This window comes from Geothrix sp., from assembly GCF_030219325.1.
In the GTDB taxonomy this organism is placed as follows: Bacteria; Acidobacteriota; Holophagae; order Holophagales; family Holophagaceae; genus Geothrix.
This window is the reverse complement of sequence record NZ_CP126625.1, coordinates 2,577,392-2,594,228: the sequence shown is the minus strand read 5'-3', so window position 1 is coordinate 2,594,228 and position 16,837 is coordinate 2,577,392. Positions and strand designations below refer to the sequence as shown.

Annotated in this window: 13 protein-coding genes; 9 read left to right on the top strand and 4 right to left on the bottom strand. The window is 68.8% G+C overall.

All coding sequences use genetic code 11. From position 1 onward, the window contains the following. The first annotated feature begins 9 nt into the window (after positions 1-9). The 3 genes from QOZ81_RS11600 to QOZ81_RS11590 all read left to right on the top strand — a co-directional run bounded on the left by QOZ81_RS11600 (position 10) and on the right by QOZ81_RS11590 (position 3,895). Positions 10-3,318, top strand: a complete 3,309-nt coding sequence (locus tag QOZ81_RS11600; RefSeq protein ID WP_291206404.1) for an efflux RND transporter permease subunit — start codon at positions 10-12, stop codon at positions 3,316-3,318. 28 nt (positions 3,319-3,346) lie between these two features. Further along, positions 3,347-3,580, top strand: coding sequence for a hypothetical protein (locus QOZ81_RS11595; protein WP_291206407.1), 234 nt, complete (start codon positions 3,347-3,349; stop codon positions 3,578-3,580). Positions 3,581-3,655: 75 nt separating this feature from the next. Then, positions 3,656-3,895 carry a hypothetical protein gene (locus tag QOZ81_RS11590; RefSeq protein ID WP_291206410.1) on the top strand — a complete coding sequence of 80 codons (240 nt, stop codon included), beginning with the start codon at positions 3,656-3,658 and terminating at the stop codon, positions 3,893-3,895. 45 nt (positions 3,896-3,940) lie between these two features. Here the strand turns inward: QOZ81_RS11590 and QOZ81_RS11585 are convergent, their stop codons facing one another. From QOZ81_RS11585 to QOZ81_RS11575, 3 genes are all read right to left on the bottom strand, one after another. After that, positions 3,941-5,071, bottom strand: a complete 1,131-nt coding sequence (locus QOZ81_RS11585) for a hypothetical protein (RefSeq protein ID WP_291206413.1) — start codon at positions 5,069-5,071, stop codon at positions 3,941-3,943. Between the two features lie 70 nt (positions 5,072-5,141). Then, a complete protein-coding gene (locus QOZ81_RS11580) occupies positions 5,142-5,801 on the bottom strand; it encodes an NUDIX hydrolase (RefSeq protein WP_291206416.1) in 660 nt (219 codons plus the stop codon). After that, positions 5,798-8,023, bottom strand: coding sequence for a RelA/SpoT family protein (locus QOZ81_RS11575; protein WP_291206418.1), 2,226 nt, complete (start codon positions 8,021-8,023; stop codon positions 5,798-5,800). The genes QOZ81_RS11580 and QOZ81_RS11575 overlap by 4 nt, the downstream gene beginning before the upstream one ends. A gap of 263 nt (positions 8,024-8,286) precedes the next feature. Between QOZ81_RS11575 and QOZ81_RS11570 the strand changes: the two genes are divergently transcribed. The 6 genes from QOZ81_RS11570 (at position 8,287) to QOZ81_RS11545 (ending at position 15,284) form a co-directional block, all read left to right on the top strand. Further along, positions 8,287-9,147, top strand: a complete 861-nt coding sequence (locus tag QOZ81_RS11570) for a tRNA1(Val) (adenine(37)-N6)-methyltransferase (RefSeq protein WP_291206421.1) — start codon at positions 8,287-8,289, stop codon at positions 9,145-9,147. Positions 9,148-9,376: 229 nt separating this feature from the next. Further along, positions 9,377-11,587, top strand: coding sequence for a multicopper oxidase family protein (locus tag QOZ81_RS11565; protein WP_291206424.1), 2,211 nt, complete (start codon positions 9,377-9,379; stop codon positions 11,585-11,587). A 67-nt stretch (positions 11,588-11,654) separates the two neighbouring features. Beyond that, positions 11,655-12,050: a hypothetical protein gene (locus tag QOZ81_RS11560; RefSeq protein ID WP_291206427.1), complete on the top strand. Its 396-nt coding sequence runs from the start codon at positions 11,655-11,657 to the stop codon at positions 12,048-12,050. Between the two features lie 10 nt (positions 12,051-12,060). Further along, positions 12,061-13,755, top strand: coding sequence for a hypothetical protein (locus QOZ81_RS11555; RefSeq protein WP_291206432.1), 1,695 nt, complete (start codon positions 12,061-12,063; stop codon positions 13,753-13,755). 82 nt (positions 13,756-13,837) lie between these two features. Next, positions 13,838-14,605 carry a motility protein A gene (locus QOZ81_RS11550; protein WP_291206435.1) on the top strand — a complete coding sequence of 256 codons (768 nt, stop codon included), beginning with the start codon at positions 13,838-13,840 and terminating at the stop codon, positions 14,603-14,605. A 10-nt stretch (positions 14,606-14,615) separates the two neighbouring features. After that, positions 14,616-15,284, top strand: coding sequence for an OmpA/MotB family protein (locus tag QOZ81_RS11545; RefSeq protein WP_291206438.1), 669 nt, complete (start codon positions 14,616-14,618; stop codon positions 15,282-15,284). Positions 15,285-15,302: 18 nt separating this feature from the next. Here the strand turns inward: QOZ81_RS11545 and QOZ81_RS11540 are convergent, their stop codons facing one another. Then, positions 15,303-16,802: a hypothetical protein gene (locus QOZ81_RS11540; protein ID WP_291206441.1), complete on the bottom strand. Its 1,500-nt coding sequence runs from the start codon at positions 16,800-16,802 to the stop codon at positions 15,303-15,305. Positions 16,803-16,837: the final 35 nt, after the last annotated feature.

Here is a 16,837-nt window from a genome sequence, read left to right as displayed (position 1 = left end):
AGGGTCTGTATGAGCGGCCACGCAGGCTACGATCCCGAACACCCGACCTTCCTGCAACGCATCATCCGCTTCTCGGCGGAGAACCGCTGGCTGGTGATGGCCGCATCCGTGGTGCTGATCGTCATGTCCTTCTGGACCATGCGGAACATCCCCATGGATGCCCTGCCGGACCTCAGCGACACGCAGGTGATCATCTACAGCAAGTGGGACCGCAGCCCCGACCTCGTCGAGGACCAGGTGACCTATCCCATCGTCACGAGCCTGCTGGGCGCCCCCAAGGTGAAGGCCGTGCGGGGCCTCTCGGACTTCGGGTTCTCCTACGTCTACGTGATCTTCGAGGACGGCACGGACATCTACTGGGCCCGCAGCCGAACGCTGGAGTACCTCAGCAAGATCACTTCCAACCTGCCGGCCGGCGTGCAGACCTCGCTGGGTCCCGACGCCAGCTCCGTGGGCTGGGTCTACCAGTACGCCCTGGTGGACAAGAGCGGAAAACACAGCACGGATGAACTGAGGTCCCTCCAGGACTGGTTCCTCCGCTACGCCATCCAGAGCACCCCCGGCGTGGCCGAGGTGGCCACGGTGGGCGGCCAGGCCAAGCAGTTCCAGGTGCAGCTCAACCCCAACAAGATGGCGGCCTACCGGATCCCCATCGACGCCGTCATCGGGGCGGTGAAGGCGGCCAACTCGGAGGGAGGCGGGCGTCTCGTGGAATACAGCGGCCGGGAGTACATGGTCCGGGGCCGGGGCTACGTGAAGACCACCTGGGATCTTGAACAGGCCGTGCTCAAGGCCGAGAACGGCACCCCCGTGCGGCTGGGCGACGTGGCCACCGTCACCCTTGGCCCCGAGATGCGCCGGGGTCTGGCGGATCTGGATGGCCAGGGCGACGTGGTGGGCGGCATCGTGGTCATGCGCCAGGGCGAGAACGCCCTGAACGTCATCGAGCGCGTGAAAGCCAGGATCGCCGAGCTGAAGCAGGGCCTGCCGGAGGGCGTGGAGGTGGTGACGACCTACGACCGGTCCGAGCTGATCCACAACGCCATCAAGACGGTGAAGCACAAGCTCATCGAGGAGATGATCGTCGTGTCGATCATCATCCTGGTCTTCCTCTGGCACATCCCCTCGGCCATCGTCCCCATCATCACGATCCCCGTGAGCGTGGCCCTGGCCTTCATCCCCATGTTCGGCATCGGCCAGAACGCCAACCTCATGAGCCTGGCCGGCATCGCCATCTCCATCGGCGTGCTGGTGGACGGCGCCATCGTGGAGGTGGAGAACGCCTACAAGAAGATCGAGCGTTGGATCGAGGATGGGAAACCCGGAAGCTTCTACCAGGTGCGGCTCGAGGCCCTGATGGAAGTGGGGCCCTCGGTCTTCTTCTCCCTGCTGGTGGTGGCGGTGAGCTTCCTGCCCATCTTCACCCTGCTCGATCAGGAGGGGCGGCTCTTCAAGCCCCTGGCCTATTCCAAGAACTTCGCCATGGGCATCGCGGCGTTGCTGGCGCTGACCCTCGACCCGGCCATGCGCATGATGTTCGCGCGGGTGGAGCCCTTCAGCTTCAAGCCCAGGTGGCTGGCCTGGACCGCCACCCAGGTCGTGGTCGGCAAGTACTACGCGGAGGAGAAGCACCCCATCAGCGTGTTCCTCCACCGCATCTACGAAGGGCCCTGCCGCTTCGTGGTGCGGCACGCCAAGGCCACCATCGCCGTGGCCTTCCTGCTGGTCCTCGCCACCATCCCCGCCTTCGTGAGCCTGGGCAGCGAGTTCATGCCGCCCCTGAACGAGGGGACGATCCTCTACATGCCCTCCACCCTGCCGGGGCTGAGCCAGACCGAGGCCCAGCGCATCCTCCAGGTGCAGGACCGCCTGATCCGCACCGTGCCCGAGGTGGACAAGGTCTTCGGCAAGGCGGGGCGCGCCGATACGGCCACGGATCCGGCCCCGTTCTCCATGATGGAGACCGTGATCGTCCTGAAGCCGGAAGACCAGTGGCGCGAGAAGCCCCGGTGGTTCAGCGCCTGGGCCCCGGACTTCCTGAAGGCCGTCCTGCGGCCCATCTGGCGGGATCGGCTGACCCAGGAGGAGATCGTCGCCGAGCTGGACCGCGTGGTGCGGCTGCCGGCCATCCCCAACGCCTGGACCATGCCCATCAAGGCCCGGCTGGACATGCTCAGCACCGGCATCCGCACGCCCGTGGGCATCAAGATCAACGGCGCGGACCTGGAGACCATCCAGAAGGTGGCCGTGGACGCCGAGCGCATCCTGCAGGGCGTGACCGGCACCCGCAGCGCCTTCGCGGAGCGCACGGCCCAGGGCTACTTCCTGGACTTCGTGCTGAAGCGGGAGCAGCTGGCCCGCTACGGCCTCAGCGTCGAGCAGGCCAACATGCTGGTGATGACCGCCATCGGCGGCGACAACCAGAGCACCATCTTCGACGGCCGGGCCCGGTACCCCGTGAACGTGCGCTACGCCCGGGACTACCGGGAGAGTCCGGACGCCCTCCGGCGGGTGCTCATCCCCACGCCGGGCGGCGCCCTGATCCCCATGGAGGAGATCGCGGACCTGAAGTGGGCCAACGGGCCCGCCATGATCCGCGACGAGAACGGCCAGATGAACGGCTACGTGCTGGTGGACTTCGACACCTCGAAGATCGACGTGGGCACCTACGTGCAGCACGCCAAGGCCGCCGTGGAGAAGGACCTGAAGCTGCCCGCGGGCTACAGCCTCACCTGGTCGGGCCAGTACGAGAACATGATCCGGGTGAAGGAGCGGCTGAAGGTCATCCTGCCCATCACCCTGGTGCTGATCTTCGGCCTGCTCTACGCCAACACCAAGTCCGCCTTCAAGGCCTCCGTGGTGATGCTGGCGGTGCCCTTCAGCGCCATCGGCGCCTTCTGGCTGCTGTGGCTGCTGGGCTACAACATGAGCATCGCCGTGTGGGTGGGCCTCATCGCCCTCATGGGGCTCGATGCCGAGACCGGCGTCTTCATGCTGCTCTTCCTGGACCTCAGCCACGACGAGGCCCAGCGGGAAGGCCGCCTGAAGACCGAGGACGACCTGGTGGAAGCCATCATCCACGGCGCCGTGAAGCGCGTCCGGCCCAAGGCCATGACGGTCTTCGCGGCCTTCATGGGCCTGCTGCCCATCATGTGGAGCACCGGCACCGGCGCCGACGTCATGAAGCGCATCGCGGCGCCCATGGTGGGCGGCCTGGCCACCAGCTTCCTGCTGGAGCTGCTGGTCTATCCCGCGATCTATTTCCTCTGGAAGAGGCGTTCTCTTCCCCTCCAGGCTCAGGCTTCTGTCGAAGCCTGAGTCAGAAAAACCACTTACAGGAGCCACCATGCTTGCCACCCTGCTTTCCCTTGCTATCTTGGCGGCGCCAGCCGCCAAGCCCGCCCCCGCCACCAACACTGCCTGCCCCGTCCTGGGCGGCAAGGTGAGCGAGAAGTCCAAGACCGTGGTGGTTCGCGACCGCGAGTACCGCATCTGCTGCGCCGGGTGCGATACCAAGCTGCTGAAGGACCCGGACAAGTACCTGGCCAAGGACGGCACGCCCAGGAACGCGAAGAAGTAGCCAGATGGCCCGGCGGCAGCCCTGCGACAGAAGGTCGCAGGGCGGTCCGCTACACTGGGGCCTTCCGGAGGCCCCATGCTGCACACCGCGCTCCTCTCCCTCGCCCTGCTGGCCGCGCCGGCGGCCGAGAAGGCGAAGCCCGCCACCAACACCAAGGACCCCATCTGCAAGATGGCGGTCAACGAGAAGTCCACCACCGTGGCCGTCCGCGGCCAGGAATACCGGGTCTGCAGCAAGCACTGCGGCGCTGCCCTACAGAAGGACCCTGACAAGTACCTGGAGAAGGACGGCAGTGTGAAGGCGGAAAAAAAGTAGCGCCCGGACGAAGCCGGGCGCTGCGGGGCAGGGTGGGGGCCGGGCTCAGTCCGCCACGGCGAAGACCACCCGGTCGTTGCGGAGGCGCTCGGCGTCCAGGATGCGGACCCTGGCGGTGGTGCGGTCCTCGGAGATCACCACGGCGTAGTGCCGGTCCTTCTCCAGGGAACCGGGGATGACGCTCACCTTGCTGAGGGTCTTCAGGCCCAGGTCCGCGGCCCTGATGGTGACCTCGGGGCTGGGGCCATCCAGGGCCAGGTCCTTGTCGAACTTCGCGGCCACGGCCTTGGGGCCCATGCGGTCCTTGGCGAAGACGGGCACCACGATCACGCCATCCTCCTCCAGCTGCTTCCGGCGACCCACCAGGTAGTGCATGGCGTTGAGCTTCGACTTCTGGGTCTGGCTCAGGGTGCTGAGCTCGTTCACCTGGGACATCAGCGTGGTCTTCTCCGAGCGCAGCGCATCGACCTCCTCCTGCACCTTCACCCGCTGGGCCACCAGGCTCTCCACCTCGTCGGCGAGGCCGTGGGCGATGAGCATGGTGTCCTCCTTGTCGCGCACCAGGGCGGCCCGCTGGGTGCGGACGTATTCGGAGGGGCTGACCGTGGCCTTGCCCTGGGTGACGGTGGTGAGGTAGGTGCCGTCCACGTACTGGTGATAGACCTGCCAGCCCGGCTGCAGCTCCTCCATCAGGTTGGCGCGGGCGGCCACCTCCTTGGCCTTCTCCTCGCCGAGACCGCGGCCCTTCAGGTAGCGCACGGCCATGGCGAAGTGGTTGTCCTTCTCGCCGGCCACCTGGGGCCTGGGCAGGTCGGCCCGCAGCTTGGCGACCTTGGCGTTCAGCTCGCCGATCTGCTTGTCCCGGTCCAGGATCTCCTGGAGGAGCGCGGCGACGCCGTTGTCCTTCTCGGCCTTGACGCGGGTCTCGAGCAGGGCCCGCTGGGCCTCGCTGAGCTGCACGCTGGCCCCGGGCTGGAGGCCGGCCTTGGCCATGGCCTCGGACTGGGCCTTGGCGGCGCCCTGGGCCTGGCTCTCGGCCTTCTCGGCCTCGGTCACCTTCTTGACCAGGTCCTTGGTCTCGGCCTCCGCGCCGGATTTCCGGTCGCAGCCGAAGGTGAGGGCAAGGGGCACTGCGGCGAGCGCGGCACCGAGGGCGAGGGAACGCAGCAGTCGCATCGGGGACTCCTATGGGCAGGTGACGCTGAAACAGCACCCAGGGTGAACCCACTCCACGAGGTACGCCAGCCTAATTGGGGTCAGCCGTCTGTGGCTGGACGCCAGCCAGCACGTCCAGCCAGGCCTTGAGGACGAAGGCCGTGGCGCCCCAGAGCGGGGCCTGGGGCAGCTCCAGACGGGGGATCTCCAGGGCGAGCCCGTGGCGCTCGAAGCTCTCGTGGGTCCAGGGGGCCGCCATGAGGGGCGCCAGGGGGATCATGAGGACCTGTTCCAGCTCCCGGTCCAGGCGGAAGCGGGGCTCAGCCACCTCCCAACGGAAGAACACCGGCGTGAACCGTACCCGGGCCTTGGCGACGCCATCCGGGAAGCAGCCCAGCTCCCAGAGGCCTTCGGCGATGCCGAGCTCCTCGGCCACCTCCCGCCGGGCCGTGGCGGGCAGATCGCGGTCCCTGGGCTCCACCATGCCCCCGGGGAAGGCGACCTCGCCGGGATGATGGGGGGCGCCGAAGCCGCGCTGGACCAGCACCACCTTGCGGGCCCCCTCGGCGTCGCCCCAGAGGATCACCCCCACGGCCGCCCGCCGCGGATCCTCCGGGATGCGGGGGCTCAGCTTGTGGGGATTCGGGCCGAGCTGCGGGAGCCGCAGGCTCTCGGCGATGCGGGGCCAGGGCACGGGTGGGGCCGCGTCGGGAGGGCGCCAGATCGGGGCTTTCCCCTCCCGGGCACTCATTTGACCTTCCCGAACACCGAGCCCTTCACGCGCTCCACGGTGTAGACCCCGCGGATGCGGCGCAGGCCGGACATCAGCTCCACGAGGTGGGCCCGGTCCCGCACGCGCAGGGCGATGTGGAAGAGGCCGGCGCCCTCTTCCGTGGCCGAGCCGTGGAAGCGCTGGACGTTGATGCCCATGCGCTGGATGCCTTCGGAGATGGCGGCCACCATGCCGGGCCGGTCCTCGGTGGTGAGGGTGATCTCGGTGTCGTAGAGCTCGGTGCCGTGCTTGCCCCAGGCCACGTTCACCCGGCGTTCCGGGTGCAGGGTGCCGGTGTTCAGCTGGGCGCAGTCGGCCTTGTGGATGGCCGTGCCCCGGGAGCGGGTGATGTAGCCCACCACCTCGTCGCCCCAGATGGGCTTGCAGCAGGCGGCCAGGGTGTAGAGGATGCCCGTGGTGTCGCCCACCACCACGGAATCCAGGAGGTTCGAGGTGTTCTCCTTGGGCTTGGCCCGCTCGGGCTCCGGCACCAGGGGCTCGATGAGCTTGTGCACCGTGATGCGGCCGAAGCCGAGGGCCGCGTAGGCCGCGTCCCAGTTGGCCAGCTTCAGCTCGGCGATGCGGGCCTCGAGCTTGGCCTGGGAGTCGGGGTCGTCCAGGCGCACGCCCATGGCCCGGGCCTCGCGCTCGAGGCGCTCCTTGCCCAGGGTGACGGCGTGGGCCCGCTCCTCCTCGCGGATGAAGGCCTGGATGCGGCTCTTGGCGCCCGCCGATTTCACGAAGCCCAGCCAGTCGCGGCTGGGCTTGTGGTCGGGGCGGGTGAGGATCTCGACGCGGTCGCCGTTCTGGAGCGTGTGCTTCAGCGGCACGATGCGGCCGTTCACCTTGGCGCCCACGCAGCGGTGGCCCACCTGGGTGTGGATGGCGTAGGCGAAGTCCACCGGCGTGCTGTTCTCCACCAGGCTGCGGAGATCGCCCTTGGGGGTGAAGACCTGGATGCGGTTGAAGGTCAGCTCGCCGCGCAGGTTGGCCACCAGGTCGCGGCTGTCCTGGGCGTCCTGGTGCAGCTCCACCATCTTGCGGAGGAAGGACACCTGGTTGATCTCGGAGCGGTTGGCGATGCGGCCGTCCTTGTAGGTCCAGTGGCTGGCGATGCCCGCCTCGGCGTGCAGGTGCATCTCCTCGGTGCGGATCTGCACCTCGAAGATGTCGCCGGAGTTCATGAGTACGCTGGTGTGGATGCTCTGGTAGCCGTTCTCCTTGGGGAGGCTGATGTAGTCCTTGAACTTGCCGGGGACGGGCTTGTAGAGGCCGTGCACCAGGCCCAGGGCCGTGTAGCAGCTGGCGCGGTCGGGGCAGATGATGCGGTAGGCCAGCCAGTCGTGGATGTCGTCGAAGCCCTTGGCCTGGGCGCCCATCTTCTTCCAGATGCCGTAGAGGTGCTTGATGCGGCCATAGACCTGGGCCGCGATGCCCTGCTGGCGCAAGATGGCCTGCAGGGATCCGTGGATCTCGTGGATGGTGGCCGACTGCTTGGCCCGCCGCCCTTCCACGGCGCGGAGCAGGTCGGCGTACTGCTCAGGTTCCAGCTGGCGGAAGGCCAGGTCCTCGAGCTCCAGCCGCACCAGGCCCATGCCCAGGCGGTTGGCCAGGGGGGCGTAGAGCTCCAGCGTCTCGCGTGAGATGCGCCGCCGCTTCTCCTCTTCCATCACGCCCAGGGTCTTCATGTTGTGCAGGCGGTCCGCCAGCTTCACCAGCAGCACCCGCACGTCCTTGCCCATGGCCACCAGCAGCTTGCGGACGTTCTCGGCGTTGAGCAGGTGCCGGTCCGTGAAGGCCAGCTTGCTCATCTTGGTGAGCCCATCCACGATCTCGGAGATCTCCTCCCCGAACTGGGCCTTCACCTGGGCCTGGGTCATGAGGGTGTCCTCGACCACGTCGTGCAGCATGCCGCAGGCCACGCTCACGGCGTCCAGGCGCCAGTCCGCCAGGCTCTGGGCCACGGCCAGGGGGTGGAAGAAGTAGGGTTCGCCACTCTTGCGGATCTGCGTGGCGTGCATGTCCCGGCCCACGGTGAAGGCCCGGTAGAGCAGGGCGACGTCGCCGTTGGGGTGGTGCTGGAGGAAGGCCGCCTTCACGCGGTCGAAGGCACCCTCCAGGGTCAGGCAGACCTCGTCGCCGCAAGCCGACCCTTCCCCCTCGCGGAGGACGGGTTCCGGGGCTTTCCCAGACACGGCCATGGTTGAGTGTCGCTCAGCGGCCACCGGGAAGCCAGACGGGAAGTGCGGGCGACCGAGGGTAGGAGCTTGAAAAAGGAAACCGCGAATACCGCGAAGGGGCGCGAATGCGCGGTGGATGGGCCGCCCGGGCCTTTGGCCCCCTGCCGCCCCGTGATGGGAAGCGAATGAATGCCCGTTCGCCTTTCGCGCGCCCGAAGGGCGATTCGCGTCATTCGCGGTTCCATGCATTTCCTGCTTTTCCAGGGTTCATCCACACTGATGACATGACGCGCCGAACCGCCCCCAGCGATGGTCCCAGCTTCAAGGGCTGGACTCGCCCCGGCCCCATCCCGCCGGGCGGGGTGGACCTGGAGCCGGGCGAGACGCTGGACGGCCTCTGCGGCCACTGGCGCATCTTCCAGCTGGAGAGGGGTAACCGCTTCAGCACCGACGATCTCGTGACGGCCTGGTACGGCACCACCTGGTGCCCCCGCGCGGCCCGCATCGCGGACCTGGGTTCGGGCATCGGCAGCGTGGCGCTGCTCACGGCCTGGCGCTGCCCCGGCGCCGTGGTGCATACGGTGGAGGCCCAGGAGCAGAGCCTGCGCCTGGCGCGGAAGAGCATCCGCATCAACGGCCAGGAAGACCGCATCCTCCCCCGCCTGGGCGACCTGCGCGACCCGGACCTGTTCGGCGATCAGGCCCCCTTCGACCTGGTCACGGGCACGCCGCCCTACTGGCCGGAGGGCCATCGCCTGCCGGCCGCGCACGCCCAGTCCGTGCCGGCCCGGCTCGAGGTGCGGGGCGGCATCGCCGACTATGCCCAGGCCGCGGCCCGCCTGCTGGCGCCGGGCGGGATCTTCGCCTGCGTGTTCCCCAATGACCAGCGGGAGCGGGCCCTGGCGGCGCTGCGCGAAGCCGGGCTGCTCTGCCTCCATCGGCGCGAGATTGTGTTCAAGGAGGGCGAGCCCTACGGCCTGGACGTGTTCGCCGCCGCCCGGCGCCAGGACCTGCCGGAGGGCTTCGAGGCCCGGGCCGAGTGTCCCGAGGTCGAAGCCCGCGTGCTGGTCCGGCGCGCCGATGGCAGCGTGGCGCCGGACATCGCCAGGGTCCGACTGGCCCTGGGCTTCCCGCCTGGAGTCTGAAGACCGGACGGGAAAAAACGACTTTAATATCATTTATATAATTGTCGAATCGAGTTTTTCCGCGCTGGAAGCCCATGAATCATGGGGGTTTCCCGGGTTGTGAAGTAGGGAAAACCCTACCTTGTAAGGTCGCGTACACCGTCCAAAGTAAGGGGGTAGATCTAGATCCAAAGGACTACAGGCGACTGTAGGTCTCTCCAGCGGCCCTTCCAACCTGCAAGGAGTCACGATGACCGCCCGTTCCCGCATGGCTTACCTGGGTCTGTTCGGCAGCGCCTGCGCGGTGCTGCTGCTGGAGGGCTGCGGCGGCAGCAAGACGACTGCGCCGGCGGTGGCCACTCCGGCCGGGCCCGCGCCCATCTACAACCCCCTGAATCCGGAGCTGCTGCAGCAGTTCGCCAATGCCTTCGTGGAGATCCCCATCGCGCCCAAGGACGTCACGACGCCGACGAAGTACACCGTCAACGTCCGGCAGGGCAGCTGGGACTTCGGCCTCCGGGACCGGAACGGCAACGCGCTCAAGGATCCCTACACCGGCAAGCCCATCGCCACCAAGACCTGGGGCTACGACATCAACGGGGCCTTCCTCGGCATCTACGGGGCCACGGTGGAGGCCACCAACGGCACGCCGCTGACCTTCAACTACATCAACAACCTCCGGGACGAGGTGGGCGGCGCCATGGGCACCGGCCCCTACCTCACCAGGCACCTGCTCCAGCTGGACTACACCCTGGACGGCACGGACATGGGTGAGCCCGAGTGCCGCATCACCACGCACCTCCACGGTGGCGACGTGCCCTACACCTCCGACGGCCACCCGGACGCCTGGGTGACCAACGATCCCGCCGTGCAGGCCAAGTGGGTGAAGGCGGCCGATCCCTCCGTGGGCTTCCCCGGCCGTCCCTCGGGCAACGCGCTGGCCCCCTTCACCTATCCCAACAGCCAGGGCGCCGCCACCCTCTGGTTCCACGACCACTCCATGGGCATCACCCGCCTCAACGCCTACGCGGGCGTGGCCGCCTTCTACATCATCAAGGATCCCGTCGTCGAAGGCGCCGGGGCCCTGGCCAACCTGCCCAAGGGCCGCTACGCCAACCCCGTGGTGCCCTCCCTGCAGTCCGACGAGTTCGATCTGCCGGTGGTGATCCAGGACAAGGCGTTCACCGAGGACGGCTCCATCGTGTTCCCCGCCTTCGTGAACCTGGGCGTCTACACCTACAACGCCCTGCACGACAGCAGCGGCAATGCCCTGGCCAGCATCCGGCCCGAGATGTGGGGCAACGTCATCACCGTGAACGGGAAGGCCTGGCCCTACAAGAGCGTGAAGACCCAGCTCTACCGATTCCGCTTCGTGAACGGCTCGGACTCCCGGATGTACAACCTGTGGCTGCAGGATGCGGATACCGGCGAGATCATCACGCCGGCCCTCGCCGCCGCCGCCGCGCCCACCCTCACCTGGCCCGTGGTGCAGATCGCCGCGGAACAGGGCTACCGGGACGCCGCCATCGACGTGGCCACGGGTCCCGGCAACGACGGCCTGCTCCTGGCCAACGGCGCCCGCGTCGACCTGCTGGTGGATTTCGGCCACCCGGTCTTCAAGGGCCGCAACATCGTGCTGCGCAACGACTGCCCCGCGCCCTTCGGCGGGGACTTCAGCCAGGGGGCGGTGGACTTCACGACCCTCGATCCCAAGACCACGGGCCGCGTCATGCTGTTCAAGGTGGCCAGCACCACCGGCACGCCCTCTCCGCTGCTGGCCCCCGCGGGACCGGCCACCTCGCTCCGCACGGGGCTGGTGCCCTTCGTGGGCATCTCCAGCGAAAGCCTGACCCGCCAGGCCCCCCGCCTCGTGGACATGCAGGAACGCAAGGATCCCGTGAACAGCTTCCTCGATCCCACCTCGGGCCTGGTGACCTTCCGCACCATCCTGGTGCTGAACAACAAGATGTTCCGGGCCCCCATCAGCGAGAAGCCCGAGCTGAACAGCACCGAGGAGTGGGTGTTCATCAACGCCACCCCCGACGTGCATCCCATGCACATCCACCTCACCAAGTTCCAGGTCGTCGAGAAGGGCTATGTCAACACGGCCAAGTTCACCTACACGCCTGCGGACGGATTCGCCTTGCCGACCGTTTCGGATCCCAGCGCCTTCGTCCCCAACGCCGAGCCGCCTGATCCCGATCCCCCGGAATCAGCGCCGGAAGGTTCCCTCTATCGCGTCGCCGACAATGAGAAGAACGTCTGGAAGGACACGGTCATGGTGCCCCCGGCAGGGGTACCGCTGGAATCCGGCCAGCCCGTCCAGTACCCGGGCTACGTGCGGGTGCGCCTGAAGTTCGACCAGCTCGGCGCCTACATGTGGCATTGCCACATCCTGTCCCACGAGGAGAACGAGATGATGCGCTCCTTCCTGGTGGTGCCCGTCGGCAACGGCAATTGACCTACACTCGATGGCTGGAGGCAGGGGCCGGTCCGAACCGGCCCCTGCCATCCAGGGGGCTTCACGCATGCGTCTGATCCTGGCTTCCCTCTGCCTCTCCGCCTCTGCCCTGATGGCCGGTCCGCCAGCGAAGGCCATCGATCTCACGGGGACCTGGAAGGGCAGCTTCACCCTGGCCACGACGGGGCTCTCCCTCCAGGACCTGGTCATCACCCTGCGCCAGTCCGGGCGGCGGGTGGAGGGCACCCTGCTGATGCCGAAGTTCCGCTCGCCGCTCCCGCTCAGCGGCACCTTCGCCAGCGGCAAGCTGCACCTGACCTCGCCTCCGACCCGGGGGCTGGCCGTCACGCTCACGGCGAAGGTGAAGGAGCCGAACCGGGTGAAGGGCACGGCGCTCCTCGATTACGATTCGCCGTCACTGGCGAAGAAGCAGGACCGCACGGTCCTGGAGATGTCGCGCTGAGCCCCCGCTGATGCCCCAGCGCCCCCCACTCCCGCGGTCCCGGTCCCTCCTTCGCCTGGCCTCGGCGCCGCTCCTCCTGGCCCTGCTCATGGGCTCGGGGCCGCAGGCGCCGGACGCGGCACTCCGCCTGGGCGAGCGGATGTACCGGGATGGGGTGCTCCCCTCCGGTGAACCCATGACCGGAACGGTCCGCGGGGACGTGCCCGTGGCGGGGACGGCCTTCGCCTGCACGGGCTGCCACCTCCAGGGAGGGCTCGGATCCTTCGAGGGCGGCGTGGCCACGCCGCCCACCAACGCGGAGAAGCTGTTCCGTCCCTGGTTCCGGTTCCACCCCAACCTGGTCGGCGGGGAGCGGAAGGTGCTGCCCGAGTCGATCCGGGAGGAGCTGCGCCGCCCCGCCTACACGGATGCGGCCCTCGCCCGTGCCCTCACCGAGGGCGTGGATCCCGCGGGGCGCGTCCTGAACGACGTCATGCCCCGCTATGCCCTCGGGGCCGCCGACGTCGGCCTCCTGGTGCAGTACCTCAAGCGACTGGGAGCCGAGCCTTCCCCCGGCGTGACCCCCACCGTCCTGAAGTTCGCCACCATCGTCACGGACGAGGTCAGCGCGGAGGACCGCCAGGACTTCCTGCAGATCCTCACCTACCGTTTCGCCATCCACAACCGTCAGGGTGTGGATCGCGACAGCCGGGGCTACCGGTCCCTGGCCGCCCGCGAAGGGGCCCTGGCCTACCGCGACTGGTCCCTCACGGTCTGGAAGCTGAAGGGGCCCGCCAGCGGCTGGGCGGCCCAGCTGGCGGCGCTGTACCGGAAGGAGCCGGTCTTCGCCATCGTCAGCGGGCTCTCCTACCAGCCCTGGGGGCCCATCCACGCCTTCTGCGAAGCGGAGGCCCTCCCCTGCATCCTCCCCCTCACGGATCTGCCCCAGACCTCGGGTCCCGGCTGGTACACCCTCTACTTCTCGAAGGGGCCCTTCCAGGAGGGTGAGGCCGCCGCCGCCTTCCTCGCCGACCAGAGGGCGGCCCTGGCCGGGCGGCCCATCCTCCAGGTGGTGGCGGATTCGCGGGAGGCGCGGGCCCTGGCCGAAGGGTTCGACAGCGGCTGGGAAGACCACGGGCAGGCCAAGGTCCAGACCCTCCACCTGCGGCGGGGGCAGCGGCTGGATCCGGGGAGGATCCTGGGCGGGACCCAGGGGGATCCCATCCTGCTCCTGTGGACGGGAGCCGAGGCCTACCCGGCGCTCACGGCGCTCACCCGGAGACCGACCGCCAGGGTGATGATGGCCAGCAGCCTGCTCGGAAAGCGGGTGTGGGACCTGCCCCAGGAGGCCCGGGACCGGACCTGGCTCACCTACCCCTTCCGCCTCTTCCGCCCGCCGGCATCCATGAAGGCCCCGGAGGGCACGCCCCCGGAGACCCTGGCCCTGGTGAGCCTGGTGGCGGGGGACACCCACCGGCGGGTGCGGACCCGGTCCTTCGCCGTCATGAAGTCCCTCACGGAAGCCCTCACCCGGATGGAACGGAACTTCTACCGGGACACCCTGCTGGACGCCTTCGGGATGATGATGGACGACGACGAGACGGACTACGAGCGGCTCAGCTTCGGTCCCGGCCAGCGCTTCGCCTCCAAGGGGTGCTACGTGGTCAAGCTGCCCCGGGGCCGCCTGCACGGCTTCGTGAAGCAGAGCGACTGGGTGATCCACTAGCCCGAGGCCACCTGGTGCATGGACTTTGCCATTTCTGGGCCCCGGGGCACTCCCTGCCGATGAGCCCCCCGAGGGTTGATCCATGGATCGAGGCAGTTTCCTGGGCGTGTTGCTGGGCGTGCTCCTGTTGGCGGTGGCCATCGGGCTGGGTCCCAATCCGCGGATCTTCTTCCACCCGGCCAGCACCGTGGTGGTCGTGGGCGGGATCGTCGCGGCCACGATGATCCGCTTCCCGCTCGAGCACGTGAGCTACGCCTTCACCATCGCCAGCCGCGCCTTCTTCACCCGGCCGCCGGAGACCCAGGCCCTGGTGGCCCAGATCGTGGGACTGTCGCAGCGGGCACGGCGCGAAGGGCTGCTGAACATGGAGAAGGCCATGGACGTGGAGGGCTTCCTGGCCAAGGGCCTCCGCATGGTGGTGGATCAATCCGACCGGGACCACATCCACGCGGTGCTGGCGGCCGAGCTGCGTTCCACCCAGGACCGCCACCTGCAGGGCCAGGAGATCTTCCGCTTCATCGCCCTCAGCGCCCCTTCCTTCGGCATGGTGGGCACCCTCATCGGCATGGTGCAGCTCTTCGCCAGCATCAAGGACCCCTCCAGCGTCGGCGAGGCCATGGCCCTGACGCTGCTGTCCACGCTCTACGGAGCCGTCATCGCCTACCTGCTGGCCATCCCCATCGCCGGGAAGCTGGAGCTGCGCAGCAAGGAGGAGCTCCAGCTCAAGCACATCATGATGGAGGGCGTGCTGGGCATCCAGGCGGAGATGCACCCCGCGGCCCTGGAGGCCCAGCTGAACGCCTTCCTGGCCCCCAAGGAGCGGAACCCGGATCGGCGGGCCCGTGGGTAACCTCGCCCCGATGAGATTCGCAAGGCGCAAGGCGGACCTGGAGTCGCTGTGGCTGGTGACCTTCGCGGACCTGATGGTGCAGCTCATGGCCTTCTTCGCGCTGCTCTATTCCTTCTCCGTCTCGGACCAGACCAAGCTGCAGCAGGCCGTGACCTCCATTCAGAAGGCCCTCGGCGTCGAGGCGAAGGCAGGCGTGAAGACCACCGGTGATGGCATCCTGCCGGGCTCCACGGGCATGGATCCCGCCAAGGCCGAGGACCTGGAGAAACTCCTCAACGCGGCGCAGGCCGTCGAGGGGAGGGACACGGGATCACGCCTGCGCTTCGTGAGCTTCCGCGGCTCCCTGATCTTCGACGAAGGCAGCAGCACGCTGACCTCGGGCAGCGACGTCATCCTGACGCGCCTCTCGGAGCTGGCGCTGCGCTATCCGGGCTTCACCCTCGTGTGCGAGGGCCACGCGGCGCCGGGCGAGCGCGGCCGGGGTACCGATGCCCTGGATCTGAGCTCCCAGCGGGCCATGGCCGCCCAGCGGTACCTTGCGGGCATCGGCCTCCAGCCCGCGCAGCTGACCTCCGAAGCGCACGGCGACAGCCACCCCGAAGGTCAGGGGCAGACATCCGAGAGCCGCGCGCTCCAGCGGCGGGTGACCTTCCGGTTCCAGCGCGCGGCGGAGCGGTAGGCGACTGCGGGTCTGCCTTCAAGGTCGCGTCGGGAGGCGGAACCGCCAGGCCAAGCCACCTTCCACCAGCGCCGTGTTCAACTTCCCCTGGGGTGTCCTGGCGCGGCCGCAAAGGGCCTGCACGCTCCAACCTGCCCCCAGGTCCTGCTCGAGTCCCACGGAAGGCTGCAGCAGGAAGCCCCCGGAGGTATCCACGCCGCCGCCGCCGGCTTCGCCCACCAGGCCCTGGATCCGCAGTCGGGGCCCCCGGCCCAGCAGGGATGGGCTGCGCCAGGCCAGGCCCATCAGGCCCTGGGCGAAGCCCCCCGCGTTGCCGGCCGTGGCGAAGTTGCCCTGGCCCACCACCTCGAAACCCTGGCCGAGGTCGTGGGAGAAGGAGAGACCCACGAGTTCGATCGGCAGGGCCGGATTCGTTCCCTGCCGCCGGGCCGAGGCCAGCCGAAGGAAGGATGGACGGAAGGACCACCCACTCCAGGACCAGTCCCAGTCGGGAGGCGCCACCGGGCCCGTGGCGGTGCCGAGGGCGAAGCGGCGGCCGCCCTCCACGGTGAGGACCCAGGCCTTGAAACTCCCGGCCGGAGCTGAGATCAAGCCACCGGAGAGCGACAGGAAGCCCTGCCTCCCCACCCGTGCATCCAGGCCCACCGTCGCCTTGAAGGCCGCGCCGCCACCCACATCCAGGTGCCCGCCACCGGCGCTGCCCCCCACCAGCTTCCCCGTGGCGCGAAGCCAGCCGGAGTCCACCAGGTCGACACTGGTGCCGAGGCCGAGGAACACGTCCATGTAGCCGGCCGCGTCGCCGCGGGCCGCCGCAGCCGAATCCAGCACGACGAATGTCCCGCCATCCAGCCCGAGCCGCACCTCCAGCCCGCCGAGATCCAGCGGAGCCGAGTCGGGCCGACCGGACAGGTTGCGCGTGGACCGGGTCGGGGCGTAGCGCTGGGCCGTGAGGCTGATGGAGACGTCGCGGTAGTGCCCCAGCTCGGGCCAGGGTGGCGGCTCCGCCGGACTGAGGCCCCAGGCTGGCAGGCGGAAGGGAAAGGCCGCCGACAGGGCCAGCTGCTGGGTGTCGATCTCGCCATTGGGGAAGCGCACCCTGGACCATTCCAGGTGGTAGCTCCCCTGCGGCGTGGTCCAGCTGAGCCCCGTGTGGCCCCTCAGCATGAGGCCGCCACCGACCGAGGCCCTGCCGACGCCGCCACCGCCCACCCACAGACCTGCATCCAGGCCCAGCGGGCCGGCGAGGGGCAAGCGCCAGCCTCCGCCCATGCCCATGGTGATGAAGCCCCCCCGATCCCCGGTTAGGCTGCCCCAGCCCCCCAAGCCCACATAGGCGCCGGAAGGCCAGCGCTGGTCCACCTGCAGCCCCAGGACGCCCATGTGCCGCTCGCCCTGAGCCGGCATCCGCCAGGTTTCCGCGGTCCAGCGCGTCTCGAACACGGGGAAGGGCGTCTGCGCCAGGCCCGGCGTCGCCGCCATCAGCATCAGGATGATCTGCAGGCGGGTTGGACGGGCCATCGCTTGACTATAGCGACACCCGGCGCTGCCCAGGC

Excerpts from the sequence above, each read along its gene's own strand:
- QOZ81_RS11600 (WP_291206404.1), top strand. The coding sequence starts at position 10 with ATGAGCGGCCACGCAGGCTACGATCCCGAACACCCGACCTTCCTGCAA.
- QOZ81_RS11595 (WP_291206407.1), top strand. The coding sequence starts at position 3,347 with ATGCTTGCCACCCTGCTTTCCCTTGCTATCTTGGCGGCGCCAGCCGCC.
- QOZ81_RS11590 (WP_291206410.1), top strand. The coding sequence starts at position 3,656 with ATGCTGCACACCGCGCTCCTCTCCCTCGCCCTGCTGGCCGCGCCGGCG.
- QOZ81_RS11585 (WP_291206413.1), bottom strand. The coding sequence starts at position 5,071 with ATGCGACTGCTGCGTTCCCTCGCCCTCGGTGCCGCGCTCGCCGCAGTG.
- QOZ81_RS11580 (WP_291206416.1), bottom strand. The coding sequence starts at position 5,801 with ATGAGTGCCCGGGAGGGGAAAGCCCCGATCTGGCGCCCTCCCGACGCG.
- QOZ81_RS11575 (WP_291206418.1), bottom strand. The coding sequence starts at position 8,023 with ATGGCCGTGTCTGGGAAAGCCCCGGAACCCGTCCTCCGCGAGGGGGAA.
- QOZ81_RS11570 (WP_291206421.1), top strand. The coding sequence starts at position 8,287 with ATGACGCGCCGAACCGCCCCCAGCGATGGTCCCAGCTTCAAGGGCTGG.
- QOZ81_RS11565 (WP_291206424.1), top strand. The coding sequence starts at position 9,377 with ATGACCGCCCGTTCCCGCATGGCTTACCTGGGTCTGTTCGGCAGCGCC.
- QOZ81_RS11560 (WP_291206427.1), top strand. The coding sequence starts at position 11,655 with ATGCGTCTGATCCTGGCTTCCCTCTGCCTCTCCGCCTCTGCCCTGATG.
- QOZ81_RS11555 (WP_291206432.1), top strand. The coding sequence starts at position 12,061 with ATGCCCCAGCGCCCCCCACTCCCGCGGTCCCGGTCCCTCCTTCGCCTG.
- QOZ81_RS11550 (WP_291206435.1), top strand. The coding sequence starts at position 13,838 with ATGGATCGAGGCAGTTTCCTGGGCGTGTTGCTGGGCGTGCTCCTGTTG.
- QOZ81_RS11545 (WP_291206438.1), top strand. The coding sequence starts at position 14,616 with ATGAGATTCGCAAGGCGCAAGGCGGACCTGGAGTCGCTGTGGCTGGTG.
- QOZ81_RS11540 (WP_291206441.1), bottom strand. The coding sequence starts at position 16,802 with ATGGCCCGTCCAACCCGCCTGCAGATCATCCTGATGCTGATGGCGGCG.